Source organism: Mumia xiangluensis, assembly GCF_010994095.1.
GTDB classification, from domain to species: domain Bacteria; phylum Actinomycetota; class Actinomycetes; order Propionibacteriales; family Nocardioidaceae; genus Mumia; species Mumia xiangluensis.
Genome location: NZ_WJYO01000003.1, coordinates 370198 through 383084, shown reverse-complemented (window position 1 = coordinate 383084; position 12887 = coordinate 370198). Strand labels below are relative to the sequence as shown.

The window sequence follows — 12887 nt, the reverse complement described above, 5'->3', positions numbered from 1 at the left end:
ACGCTCCAGCTCGCGCCGCGTCCCCTGGGTCAGTGGCGCTCGCGGTGCGTGCGGACCTTCGCGCGGTTGCCGCACACCTTCATCGAGCACCACTGGCGCGACTGGTTCTTCGATCGGTCGTAGAACGCCCAGCGGCAGTCGTCCGCAGGGCAGATCTTGACGCGACCGAGCCGTCCCTCGATCGCGAGCGTGGCGGCGGCTGCGGCGACCTCGGCGACGACGTCCGTCCCGACGATGCCTGCGCCGCCGTCGACGACGACCTCGACCTCGACCCGCAGCGGTGGTGCGGGCGTCGCCTCGCCGGCGGCCGCGGCCCGCAGGTGGTCGCGCAGCCGGCGAGCCCGCGCCAGCGTCGTGCGGGTCTGGTCCTGCCCGGACCACGCGACGTACTCGTCGACGGAACCGAGCGCGTCGACGTCGTCCTCGACGTCGAGGGTGTTGAGGAAGGCGACCACGCGATCCGCAGGATCGGTGCCTGCCGCGGCATACGCACTCATGCAACCAGCATAACGCGTTCACTGGTTGCGGACCGGACGCGTAACTGGCAAAATGAGTACATCAGTTACCGCACGAGGAGGCCGTCATGCATCCGTGGGCCGCTTACCTGATCACCGCCGACATGGTCGAGCGCGAGGAGCGCCACCGCAGGACGCGCAGCGCTGCCCGACGACCTGCTCCGACCCGGGCCGCCGGCGCCGTCGTCCGTGCCGCGGGACGTCCGATCCGCGCGATGGGCTGCGCCGTATGAGCGGCACCGGCGTCCGCCTCGGCGCGTACGTGCTCGACTGTCCCGACCCGCTCGCGCTGGCGCGGTTCTACGGGAGGCTGCTCGGCGTGCCCGTCGCCGAGGACAGCACCGATGCCTGGGCCGAGCTGGACGGCCACGGGTCGACCCTCGCGTTCCAGCGGGTGGAGGGGCACGAGCCGCCGCAGTGGCCCGACGGCGTGCCTCAGCAGGCGCACCTCGACCTCGCGGTGGAGTCGTACGCCGCCCCGCACGCGCTGGCAGTCTCGCTCGGGGCGACGCCGCTCGACCCGGTCGAGCCGCCGGCCGAGACGGGGGAGCGCGGGTTCCGGGTGTACGCCGATCCCGCCGGTCACCCGTTCTGTCTCTGCGCCTGCAACTGACCGACCTACACTCGCCGGTATGACGCCGGTCACATCGCCTTCGTACGCCTCCGGCCCCGACGATGTCGCCCTCCTCGGTGACACCATCGGCGCGAACCTCGAGCGGACCGTCGCCCGTGTCGGCGACCGCGAAGCCCTCGTGGAGGCGTGGACGGGGAGGCGCTGGACGTATCCCGAGCTCGACGCCGACGTGAACGCGCTCGCCCGAGGGCTGCTCGCTCGTGGTATCGCCCAGGGCGACCGGGTCGGCATCTGGTCGCCGACGTGCGCCGAGTGGACCCTGCTCCAGTACGCGACGGCAAAGGTCGGCGCGATCCTCGTCAACGTCAACCCCGCCTACCGCACGCACGAGCTCGCGTACGTCGTGAACCAGTCCGGGATGCGCCTCATCGTCTCCGCCGTGTCCTACAAGGACAGCGACTACCGCGGCATGATCGAGTCCGTCCGTCCGGAGTGCCCGACGCTCACCGACGTCGTCGAGATCGGCACGGACTCGTGGGATGCGCTCGTCGCCGCGGGCGCGTCCCAACCGGACGACGCGGTCGCGACGCGGATGGCGGAGCTGAGTCCCGACGACCCGATCAACATCCAGTACACGTCCGGCACCACGGGCTTCCCCAAGGGTGCGACGCTCAGCCACCGCAACATCCTCAACAACGGCTACTTCACCACCGAGACGATCGGCTTCAGCGAGCACGACCGTCTGTGCATCCCGGTCCCGCTGTACCACTGCTTCGGCATGGTCATGGGCAACCTCGGCTGCACCACGCACGGCGCCACGATGGTCTATCCCGCGCCGACCTTCGAGCCGGCGGCGACGCTGAAGGCGGTGCAGGACGAGCGCTGCACGGCGCTGTACGGCGTGCCGACGATGTTCATCGCGGAGCAGGACCTCCCCGGCTTCTCGTCGTACGACCTGAGCTCGCTCCGTACGGGCATCATGGCCGGCTCCCCGTGCCCGGTCGAGGTGATGAAGCGCTGCATGACGGAGATGCACATGAGCGAGGTGTCGATCGCGTACGGGATGACCGAGACCTCGCCCGTGTCGATGCAGACCCGCCCCGACGACGACGTCGAGCGACGGACCGCGACCGTCGGTCGGGTCCACCCGCACGTCGAGGTGAAGGTGGTCGACCCGGTCACCGGCACCACGGTCCCGCGCGGCGAGGACGGCGAGCTGTGCACGCGCGGCTACTCGGTGATGCTCGGGTACTGGAGCGACCCGGACAAGACGGCCGACGCCATCGACGACGACGGCTGGATGCACACCGGCGACCTCGCCGTGATGCGCGAGGACGGCTACGCGAACATCGTCGGCCGGATCAAGGACATGGTCATCCGCGGCGGCGAGAACCTGTACCCGCGCGAGATCGAGGAGTTCCTCTACGCCCACCCCGACGTCGCCGACGTCTCGGTCGTGGGCGTGCCCGACGAGCGGTACGGCGAGGAGCTGTGCGCCTGGGTGCGCCTGCGCGAGGGCGCGGCCCCGCTGGACGCCGACGCGGTGCGCGAGTTCTGCGCCGGTCGCCTCGCGCGGCACAAGATCCCGCGGTACGTCGTGGTGGTCGACGAGTTCCCGATGACCGTCACCGGCAAGATCCGCAAGGTCGAGATGCGGGAGCGCTCGGTGGGGCTGTTGGGCCTTGAGGACCACAACGACCGTCGCAACAGGTAGTTTTGCGGGGTGTCAGTCGTCGATCGGATCGACCGCTTCCAGCGGAGACACCCGTTCGTCGGGTTCCCGATCGCGGTCACGTACAAGTTCTTCGACGACTCGAGCAACTACCTCGCCGCCGCGGTCACCTACTACGCCTTCGTCGCGATCTTCCCGATGCTGCTGATCGGCTCGAGCATCCTGGGGTTCTTCCTCCAGAACGACGAGGAGCTCCGTGAGCAGCTCCTCGACACCGCCATCGGCAGCTTCCCGATCATCAGCGACCAGATCACGAGCACCGAGGGGCTCGAGGGGTCGACGGGCGCTGTGGTGTTCGGAGCGCTCGTCGCGATCTACGGCGTGCTCGGCCTCGGCCAGTCCTCCCAGTACGCGATGAACGTCGCCTGGGCCGTCCCGCGGAACTCTCGCCCGAACCCGTTCCTCGGGCGCGGACGCAGCCTGGTGATGCTCGGGTTCGCGGGCTTCGCGCTGCTGGCGATCGCGGCCCTGACCGGGTTCCTGTCGACCAACCCGTGGTTCTCCGACGAGCACCGGTGGGCCGGCCTGGCAGCGCGCTTCGGTGCATTCGTGCTCAGTGGCATCGCGTTCACCGTTCTGTTCCTGCTCGCCTCGGCGCGCAAGCACAGCTTCCGCGCTGCAGCTCCGGGAGCGTTCGCGGTCGCCGTCCTGTGGCAGATCCTGCAGTTCGTCGGCACCGCGTACGTCCAGAACGTCATCGCCCGCTCCAGCAACCTCAACCAGCTGTTCGCCATCGTCCTCGGGATGCTGGGCCTGATCTACATCGGGGCCGTCATGGCGATGATCGGCGTCCAGATCAACGTCGTCCGCGCGAAGCGGCTCTATCCCCGCGCCCTGCTGACGCCGTTCACCGACAACGTGCAGCTGACGAAGGCCGACCAGCGCGCGTACTCCGACTACGCGAAGGCGCAGCGTCACAAGGGCTTCGAGTCGATCCGGGTGATGTTCGGACGGCCCGAGCCGCGTCCACGCCCGCGTGTCGACGTGGCGCCGCCCATCGACCACGATGCCGTTGTTCGCTCACCGCAGACGGATTCCGACTCACCCGGGGAACATGTCGAGCGCCATCAAAGTTGAGTAGGACACGCTCAACTTCGAAAGGTTGCTCATGACTGAGGCACGCACACCCCAGCAGCTGCCCGTCCTGTTCCTGACCGAGCCCGTCCTCCTTCCGGGGATGGTCGTGCCGATCGAGCTCGACGAAGCATCCCGCGCCGCGGTGGACGCCGCGCGCGCCGGCTCCGAGGACCGCCTCCTCGTGGCCCCGCGACTCGAGGACCGCTACGCCTCGTACGGCGTGGTCGCCGAGATCGTGCAGATCGGCCGTACCCAGTCGGGCGAGCCCGCCGCTGTCCTCAAGGCGGAGCGGCGCGCTCGGATCGGCCATGGCGTGACCGGCCCCGGCGCCGCCCTCTGGGTCGAGGCCGAGGAGGTCGACGAGCAGGCCGACGGCGAGCACGTCGCCGAGCTCGCCAAGGAGTACAAGTCCCTCGTCATCGCGAACCTGCAGCGCCGCGACGCGTGGCAGGTCGTGGACATGGTGAACAAGGTGACGGACCCGTCGGCGCTCGCTGACATGGCCGGCTACGCCCCGTACTTCTCCGACGTCCAGAAGCGCCAGCTGCTCGAGACTCCCGACGTCACCGAGCGTCTCGAGACGCTGCTCGGCTGGACGAAGGACGCGATCGCCGAGGCCGACGTCGCCGAGAAGATCGCCGAGGACGTCCGTGAGGGCATGGACAAGACGCAGCGCGAGTTCCTGCTGCGCCAGCAGCTCGCCGCGATCCGCAAGGAGCTCGGCGAGGACGAGCCCGACGGCGCCGACTCGTACCGCGAGCGCGTCGAGGCGGCCGACCTGCCCGACGACATCCGTACGGCGGCGCTGCGCGAGGTCGACAAGCTCGAGCGCTCCTCGGAGCAGAACCCTGAGACCGGCTACATCCGGACCTGGCTCGACACCGTCCTCGACATCCCGTGGAACGTGAAGACCGAGGACAACGACGACGTCGCGGGTGCCCGCGCGGTGCTCGACGCCGACCACCACGGGCTTGACGACGTGAAGGACCGCATCGTCGAGTACCTCGCGGTCCGTGCGCGTCGTGCGCAGCGTGGTCTGCAGGTCGTCGGCGGCCGCGGGTCCGGCGCAGTGATGGTGCTCGCCGGTCCTCCCGGTGTCGGCAAGACGTCGCTCGGCGAGTCCGTCGCGCGCGCCCTGGGCCGGAAGTTCGTGCGCGTCGCCCTCGGTGGCGTGCGCGACGAGGCGGAGATCCGCGGTCACCGTCGCACGTACGTCGGTGCCCTCCCCGGCCGCATCGTCCGCGCTGTCAACGAGGCCGGCTCGATGAACCCGGTCGTGCTCCTCGACGAGGTCGACAAGCTCGGCGCCGACTTCCGTGGAGACCCGGCGGCGGCGCTCCTCGAGGTGCTGGACCCGGCGCAGAACCACACGTTCCGCGACCACTACCTGGACCTCGACCTCGACCTGTCCGACGTGCTTTTCCTCGCGACGGCCAACGTCGTGGAGCAGATCCCGCAGGCGTTGCTCGACCGGATGGAGCTCGTCACGCTCGACGGCTACACCGCCGACGACAAGGCAGCCATCGCGCGCGACTTCCTCTGGCCTCGCCAGCTGGAGCGGGCGGCGCTGGACGCCGACGAGGTCGAGCTGACCGACGCGGCGCTGGCCAAGATCGTGGCCGACTACACCCGTGAGCCGGGTGTGCGGCAGCTCGAGCGGCTGCTGGCGAAGATCCTGCGCAAGGTGGCGACGAAGCTCGCCGGCGCGACGGGGCAGGAGGCCGTCGTCGTGGACGAGGCGGAGCTCAAGGAGCTCCTGGGTCGCCCGCGCTTCACGCCGGAGTCGGACGAGCGTACGGCGGTGCCGGGCGTCGCGACGGGTCTGGCCGTGACCGGGTTCGGCGGCGACGTGCTCTTCATCGAGGCGACGCCGACCGACGGCAAGCCGGGCATCACGCTCACCGGCCAGCTCGGTGACGTGATGAAGGAGTCGGCGCACATCGCCCACTCCTACGTCCGCTCGCACGCGGAGGCGCTCGGGGTCGACCCGGCGTTCTTCGACCACCACGTGCACATCCACGTGCCGGCTGGCGCGATCCCGAAGGACGGCCCGTCCGCGGGTGTCACGATGGTGACCGCGCTCGTGTCTGCGGCGACGGGACGCCAGGTCCGCTCCGAGGTCGGCATGACCGGTGAGGTCACGCTCAACGGTCGCGTCCTCCCGATCGGCGGGGTGAAGCAGAAGCTGCTCGCCGCGCAGCGGGCCGGTCTCACGACCGTGTTCGTGCCGCACCGGAACGAGCCGGACCTGGACGACGTGCCCGCCGAGGTGCTGGAGGCGATCGATGTCCGTCCGATGACGGACGTGGCCGAGATCGTGGCGCAGGCCCTGGAGCCCGCCGCGCAGGAGGCGCACGCCGCCGCCTGACCCGCTCCGCCTGCCCCATCTCCGCATTTGCCCCTCTCCGCATTTGCGGTGCTCACACACCAAATGCCGGGACCCCACCGTGAATTCGCGGTGGGGTCCCGGCATTTCCGGTGCCCGCACCGCAAACGCGGAGAGCGGCGCGCGCACGGTCCCGGCATTTCCGGTGCCCACACCGCAAACGCGGAGAGGGGTGCGCGCACGGTCCCGGCGTTTCCGGTGCCCGCACCGCAAACGCGGAGAGGGGTGCTTGCGCGGCGGCCTGCATACCCGGTATACATCTCCCTACCAGGATGAATACTCGGTATAGGGGGTCGGATGTCGATCCGGCAAGGCTTGCTGGCGCTGCTGTCCGAGCAGCCGATGTACGGCGCGCAGCTGCGCTCGGAGTTCGAGCGCCGTACGGGCGGGACGTGGCCGCTGAACGTCGGCCAGGTCTACACGACCCTCGGCCGCCTGCAGCGTGACGGTCTGGTCGAGGCCGCCGGTGACGCGGACGACGAGGGTCGCATCACCTACGGCCTGACCGAGGCGGGACGCGGTGAGGTCGCCACGTGGTTCACCACCACCGTCGACCGCGAGAGCGACCCCCGCGACGAGCTCACCATCAAGCTCGCGCTCGGCGTCACGCTCCCCGGTGTCGACATCGTCGCCATCATCCAGGCTCAACGCGCGGCCACGGTTGCGCACCTCCAGGACCTGACACGACTCAAGCGTGACGCGCTGGCCGGCGGAGACCTGCCGTGGGAGCTCGTCCTGGAGCGATCGATCTTCACCGCCGAGGCGCAGGTGCGGTGGCTCGACCACGTCGAGAGCCGCGTACGCCGCGCTGCCGCCGCTGCCTCGGCCACCGTCCCGGTCGCCGACGTCGACCACGAGATGCAGGAGTCCCGCGCATGACCGAACGCCACGTCCTCCTGGAGATGCGCGGGGTGAGCCGCGTCCATGGCCACGGTCCCACCGAGGTCCGCGCGCTGAGCGGAGTCGACCTGCGGGTCGCCGAGGGCGAGCTCGTGGCCGTGATGGGCCAGTCGGGCTCCGGCAAGTCGACGCTGCTCAACCTGGCGGGCGGCCTCGACACCCCGACAGCGGGCGAGGTCGAGGTCGAGGGGGCCGCGCTGACCGGCCGCTCGGTCGCGGGTCGCGCGGCACTGCGCCGGCGGAGCATCGGCTACGTCTTCCAGGACCTCAACCTCATCCCGACGCTGACCGCCGCCGAGAACGTGTCGTTGCCGCTGGAGCTCGACGGTGTGCGTCGGAGCAAGGCTCGCAAGGATGCGATCCACTCCCTCGCGGACGTCGCGATGGCCGATCTCGCCGACCGGTTCCCCGACGAGATGTCGGGCGGGCAGCAGCAGCGGGTCGCGATCGCGCGCGCGCTCGTCGGCCCTCGCAGGCTGCTGCTGGCCGACGAGCCGACCGGCGCCCTCGACTCGGAGACCGGCGAGGCGATCCTCGCTGTCCTGCGCAAGCGCGTCGACCGCGGCGCTGCAGGCCTGCTCGTGACCCACGAGGCCCGACACGCGGCCTGGGCCGACCGGGTCGTATTCCTCCGCGACGGCGTCGTCGTCGACACGACCGACGCCTCGTCCGACACGTCGGCAGCATTGGCTGCCGGGGGACCGAGGCACCTGTGAGCAGAATCGGGTCGAGCTGGCGCGCGTCGCTGCGGATCGCGCGCCGCGACGTGGTCCGGGCCAAGGGACGCAGCACGCTCGTCGCCGTCATGGTCGGGACGCCTGTCCTGCTTGCCGTGATGCTGACGACGCTCGTCGCGACCGGGGACGTCTCGGCGGAGGAGAACCTTCCCGTCACTCTGGGACAGGCGCAGGCTCGCGTCTCGTGGGGAGGCGGCGGTGCGGTCCTGCAGTCGCCCGACGGAGAGTCGGGCATGACGACCGACGAGATGCGAGGAGGTGTCCCGGGGACCGGCGAGCCGCCGCCTTCGGACGAGATTGCCGCCGTCGTTCCTGGGTCACGCCTCGTCCCGGTGCGGACCGGGTGGATCGCCCTCCAGGGGCGCCCCGACGCCGTCGACGTCCTCGAGGCAGACCTCGACGACCCCGCCACGGACGGACTCGCGACGGTCACCGAGGGCCGGCTTCCGGAATCGGGAGACGAGATCGTCGTCAGCCTCGGGCTCGCCCGCGACCTCGATGCAGGGGTCGGTGACACGGTGCAGCTGGGCGGCGCGTCGCGAGAGGTCGTCGGGATCGGCTCGTACGAGACTGTGGCGCCGACCCCGCGCCGCCGGTCGGTGGTTGCGCTGCCGGCCGCCGCCCTGCTCGATGCCGACGACGGGGGCCCGGACTACCTCGTCATGCGCGACGACCCGGTCTCCTGGGACGACGTGAAGGAGCTCAACGCCCTCGGCTTCTGGGTGACGTCACGGGACGTCGTCGAGAACCCGCCCCCGACGTCGCAGCAGTATGACGAGTTCACCAGCTGGGAGGGCGACGACGGGACGCGCACCGTCCTCGTCATCGTCGTCACGGCGGTCGTCCTCCAGGTCGTCCTCCTCGCAGGTCCTGCGTTCGCCGTAGGCGTGCGTCGGCAGCGTCGTGATCTCGCGCTGCTCGCCGCCAGCGGGGGCGCCCCCGCAGATGTCCGCCGGGTCGTCCTCGCGCAGGCGATCGTCGTAGGCTTCGGTGCCTGTCTGCTCGCCGCCGGGCTCGGCATCGCCCTGTCGCCCGTGGTGATCGAGCTGCTCCCGCGCTGGTTCGACGACATCGGGTTCGGGCCGTTCGAGATCATCTGGCAGCCCGTCGTGGCAGCCGTCGCGCTGGGTACGGCGTCGGCCGTGCTCGCTGCCCTCGTCCCCGCCCGCCAGGTGGCGAAGCAGGACGTGGCCGCCGTCCTCGCCGGCCGGAGCGGTGTCGTTCGCACCAGGAACGGATGGCCGGTCGTCGGCGTCCTCCTGATCGCGGCAGGGCTCGGGGTCTGCTTCACCGCGGGGACCCAGCCCGGCGGCGAGAACGCGGTCGCCGCCGGCACGATCGGGGTCGTGCTCGGCGCAGTCTTCCTCACCCCGCTCCTCATCGGGCTGGTCGGGCGCATCGGGGGGATGCTCCCACTGCCGCTGAGGCTCGCCGTCCGCGACACCGCACGGCAGCGCGCCCGCAGCGCACCGGCGATCGCCGCGGTGATGGCGACGGTCGCTGGCATCACGGCGCTCGCCATCGCGAGCTCGAGCGACTTCGAGCAGAGCCGGCGGCTGTACGAGTACCTCACGCCGCCCGGCGTGACGACCCTGTCCGCTCCGCAGGCGGTCGAGGAGTCCGCTGCCGCGGCGAGCGAGGCTTCAGGGGTCGACTTCGTCCCGATCGGCGAGGGCGGCAGCACCGTGCAGGATGCGTACGCCTACGTCTCTCTCGAGTCGGGCGACGAGGACATGTGGAGCGGCTACCGCGAGATCGCGGTCGCGACGCCGGAGACGCTCGCCGCATGGGGCGTGGAGCTGACTCCGGACCAGGCTGCCGCGCTGCGTGAGGGCACGGCGCTCGTCGGGAACGACGCGCGGCTCACTGCCGACGGACGCGTGACGATCGGGGTCCACCCGGAGAGCCTGGACGGCTCGGTGGAGGGGACGACGGCGGAGCTGGACGCAGTCGTCGCCGACCTCGGGCTCGGCGAGGTCCCGCAGGGTCGTGAGCCCGAGGTGGCTCGAGCGGTGATCTCGCCTGAGGCGGCGCGTGCACACGGGATCCCCGTCAGCACCACGACCGCGATCGCGGACCGGTCGGCGGGGAAGCTGACGGCCGAGCAGCTGGCTGCGGCAAAGGCCGCCGCGAAGGACGTCGAGGTCGACGCGAGCCTTCGCACCGAGCGGGGCTTCCAAGAGACCTTTACGCTCCAGCTGCTCCTGCTGGTCGGAGCGGGCGGGCTCGCCGTGCTCTTCGGCACACTGACCGCGACGGGTCTCGCGCTCGCCGACGCACGTGCGGACCTGGCGACGCTCGCCGCCGTCGGCGCGGCCCCTCGTACGCGACGGGTCGTCGCCGCCTCGCAGGCTGCCGTCCTCGGGGTCCTCGGCGCACTGCTCGGAGTGGCGGTCGGCTTCGCGCCGGGCCTCGCCGCGACGTGGCCGTTGACCTCGGACCGCTGGGGATCGCTCGAGGGTGCCGACGGCGGGCCGATCGTGGACATCCCCTGGGGCGTGCTCGCGGCCATCGTCTTCGTAGTCCCGCTGGTGGCCGTGCTCGCCTCGGCGGTCTTCACACGCGGGAAGCTCCCGCTCACGAGGAGGCTCGCGCAATGAGAGGAGCAACCGCTGATAGTTGAACTGTCACTAGTCTGTCACGCACTGTTACGCAACCGTTACCGCGGAACGGAAACAATCTGAGTACCTCTCGCGTCTACAGTAAGCACAACGTACGGCACGAGGTGTAGGGGGCACTGATGTCGCACATCGATCTTGCAGAACGCCAACGAAGGGCCGCTCGGCTGCGCATCGCGCAGCTGGTCGCACTCCGACGGGCAGCCGTCGGCGGTGCCGAGCGCGTCACCAGGGAGGCCGCGAAGTCGTCCTGAGCGCCGGTCGCCCACGTACGCTGCGGGAGTGCCCACCTTCAATCTCGGGACCTCCCCGCTCATCGGGTTCGACCTGGACATGACGCTCATCGACTCGCGCCCAGGAATCCAAGCCGTCTACGACGAGATCTCCACCCGTACCGGGGTGGAGATCGACTCGTCTCTGGTCGTGTCACGGCTCGGCCCTCCCGTGGAGGTCGAGCTGGCGAACTGGTTCGCTCACGACGCCGTCGACGCAATGGCCGACCTCTACCGCTCGCTCTACCCAGGGATCGCGATCGCGCGCATCGAAGCCCTGCCCGGGGCGTACGACGCCCTCGCCGCGGTCCGTGCCCGTGGTGGTCGCGTCGCGGTCATCACGGCGAAGAACGCACGCGACGCCGCCGCGCACCTCGATCACCTGGGCCTGCATGCCGACGAGGTACGGGGGCGGGCCTGGCGGGCGGGCAAGGCCGATGCACTCGGTGAGCTCGGCGCCGAGGCGTACGTGGGTGACCACGTGCACGACATGGAGGCGGCCGGACTGGCCGGCGTACCCGGGGTGGGCGTGACCACCGGACCCTCGAGCCGTACGGAGCTCGAGGCAGCCGGCGCCGCTGCCGTCGTCGGGTCCCTCGCCGAGCTGGCGCACGTGCTGGACACGCTGTGAGCGCAGGCCGTGGTGGCCTAGGCTAGGTCGTTGTCCCAGCGGCCGCCGGCCGCCCGCGACGAAGGTGAGGTCAAGACGTGCCTGCTGGCAAGGTCAAGTGGTACGACGCCGACAAGGGCTTCGGGTTCCTGAGCCGCGAGGGCGGCGAAGACGTGTACGTGCGCGCCGACGCGCTGCCGGCCGGTGTCACGTCGCTCAAGCCGGGCACGCGGGTCGAGTTCGGCGTCGCCGCGGGTCGTCGCGGCGACCAGGCGCTCCAGGTCCGGGTGCTCGAGCCGACGCCTTCTGTCGCGAAGCAGCAGGCCAAGGCCCGCCGCAAGTCGCCCGAGGACATGGTCGTCATCGTCGAGGACACGATCCGCCTGCTCGACCAGCTCGGTGGCACCTTCCGCGCAGGCCGCTTCCCTGAGGGGCGGACGTCCAAGCAGACGGCGGCCCTCCTGCGCGCGCTGGCCGACGAGCTCTCCGCCTGACACGTCGCGGACCCGGCCTGGTCCGGACTTGCCAGGTGCGGAAGAATGGCTGCATGCCTGCCTCCATCCGCGGTGCCGGCGCGCGGAGCACCTCCGCGCGTGCCCCCAAGCTCGATGCCGTGACCGCTGGTGCGGTCGACGTCGCACGCGCCGCGCTGATCGAGGAGGTGGGGGAGGCGCAGGTCGGCGAGCACCTCGGTGTGCGGGCCGAGGGCGACCGGGTCGTCACGCACGTCTTCGCCACCCGCCTCGCCGGCTACCAGGGATGGCACTGGTCCGTCACGGTCACCCGAGCGTCCCGCCAGAAGAAGGTCACGGTCGACGAGGTCGTCCTTCTGCCGGGCGACGACGCGATCATCTCCCCGGACTGGACGCCGTACAAGGACCGCGTCCGCCCCGGCGACATGAGCCCCGGTGACCTTCTGCCTCCCGAGAGCGACGACGTACGCCTCGCACCGGCGTGGTTCGTCGGCGACGACGCCGTGGATCCGTTGATCGACCCCACCTCTGTCCGCCCCGTCGCCGACGAGGTCGCGATCGGCCGGGTCCACGTGCTGTCGCTCGAGGGACGCGATGCGGCGGCTCAGCGCTGGTACGACGGGGACGGCGGCCCGTCGACGCCGATGGCCCAGCAGGCCCCCGGCCGCTGCCGTGGATGTGGGTTCATGGTGTGGCTCGCGCCGCCGCTCGGGTCCCTCTTCGGTGTCTGCGCGAACGCGATGGCCAACGACGACGGCAAGGTCGTCTCGTTCGACCACGGCTGCGGCGCGCACTCCGAGGCCAGGGTCAAGCGAGGGCCCGACCCGACAGCTCCGCCGGTGCACGACACGGTGACGGTCGATCCCGTGGTCGTCGACGTCGTCACCACCGACGCGGCCTCGGATGCGGCCCCGGCCGACGGCGTCACGCCCGCCTGACGCTGCGCCAGGCCTGCCCAACATCCCGCGCCACCACGCTCAGGGTTGTCCCACG

Annotated in this window: 13 protein-coding genes; 12 read left to right on the top strand and 1 reads right to left on the bottom strand. The window is 71.0% G+C overall.

Going from position 1 to position 12887, the window contains the following annotated elements; genetic code table 11:
• Nucleotides 1–29: 29 nt before the first annotated feature.
• Complete coding sequence (locus GH747_RS12150) at nt 30–497, bottom strand: CGNR zinc finger domain-containing protein (RefSeq protein WP_149769835.1); 468 nt, start codon at nt 495–497, stop codon at nt 30–32.
• Nucleotides 498–583: 86 nt separating this feature from the next.
• Here GH747_RS12150 and GH747_RS12145 point away from each other — a divergent pair, with 86 nt between their 5' ends.
• From GH747_RS12145 to GH747_RS12095, 12 genes are all read left to right on the top strand, one after another.
• Nucleotides 584–748 carry a hypothetical protein gene (locus GH747_RS12145; RefSeq protein WP_153816626.1) on the top strand — a complete coding sequence of 55 codons (165 nt, stop codon included), beginning with the start codon at nt 584–586 and terminating at the stop codon, nt 746–748.
• Nucleotides 745–1128, top strand: a complete 384-nt coding sequence (locus GH747_RS12140; protein ID WP_149769834.1) for a VOC family protein — start codon at nt 745–747, stop codon at nt 1126–1128. The genes GH747_RS12145 and GH747_RS12140 overlap by 4 nt, the downstream gene beginning before the upstream one ends.
• A gap of 19 nt (nt 1129–1147) precedes the next feature.
• On the top strand, nt 1148–2803 hold the full coding sequence (locus GH747_RS12135) for an AMP-binding protein (RefSeq protein ID WP_149769833.1): 1656 nt from the start codon (nt 1148–1150) through the stop codon (nt 2801–2803).
• Nucleotides 2804–2812: 9 nt separating this feature from the next.
• Nucleotides 2813–3898: a YihY/virulence factor BrkB family protein gene (locus tag GH747_RS12130; protein WP_149769832.1), complete on the top strand. Its 1086-nt coding sequence runs from the start codon at nt 2813–2815 to the stop codon at nt 3896–3898.
• A 31-nt stretch (nt 3899–3929) separates the two neighbouring features.
• The gene (gene lon / locus GH747_RS12125) at nt 3930–6266 is read left to right on the top strand and encodes an endopeptidase La (protein WP_149769831.1); all 2337 of its coding nucleotides are present in this window, start codon (nt 3930–3932) and stop codon (nt 6264–6266) included.
• A 315-nt stretch (nt 6267–6581) separates the two neighbouring features.
• Complete coding sequence (locus GH747_RS12120) at nt 6582–7163, top strand: PadR family transcriptional regulator (protein ID WP_149769830.1); 582 nt, start codon at nt 6582–6584, stop codon at nt 7161–7163.
• Nucleotides 7160–7900 carry an ABC transporter ATP-binding protein gene (locus GH747_RS12115; RefSeq protein ID WP_149769829.1) on the top strand — a complete coding sequence of 247 codons (741 nt, stop codon included), beginning with the start codon at nt 7160–7162 and terminating at the stop codon, nt 7898–7900. Before GH747_RS12120 ends, GH747_RS12115 begins: the two co-directional genes overlap by 4 nt.
• A complete protein-coding gene (locus tag GH747_RS12110; RefSeq protein ID WP_149769828.1) occupies nt 7897–10521 on the top strand; it encodes an ABC transporter permease in 2625 nt (874 codons plus the stop codon). Before GH747_RS12115 ends, GH747_RS12110 begins: the two co-directional genes overlap by 4 nt.
• Nucleotides 10522–10661: 140 nt before the next feature.
• Nucleotides 10662–10793, top strand: coding sequence for a hypothetical protein (locus tag GH747_RS22440; RefSeq protein ID WP_267236196.1), 132 nt, complete (start codon nt 10662–10664; stop codon nt 10791–10793).
• 28 nt (nt 10794–10821) lie between these two features.
• Nucleotides 10822–11442 (top strand): HAD family hydrolase, encoded by a 621-nt coding sequence (locus GH747_RS12105; RefSeq protein WP_228552904.1) that lies wholly within the window; start codon nt 10822–10824, stop codon nt 11440–11442.
• Between the two features lie 77 nt (nt 11443–11519).
• Nucleotides 11520–11915: a cold-shock protein gene (locus GH747_RS12100; RefSeq protein ID WP_149769827.1), complete on the top strand. Its 396-nt coding sequence runs from the start codon at nt 11520–11522 to the stop codon at nt 11913–11915.
• Nucleotides 11916–11968: 53 nt separating this feature from the next.
• On the top strand, nt 11969–12832 hold the full coding sequence (locus tag GH747_RS12095; protein ID WP_149769826.1) for a DUF3027 domain-containing protein: 864 nt from the start codon (nt 11969–11971) through the stop codon (nt 12830–12832).
• Nucleotides 12833–12887 lie beyond the last annotated feature (55 nt).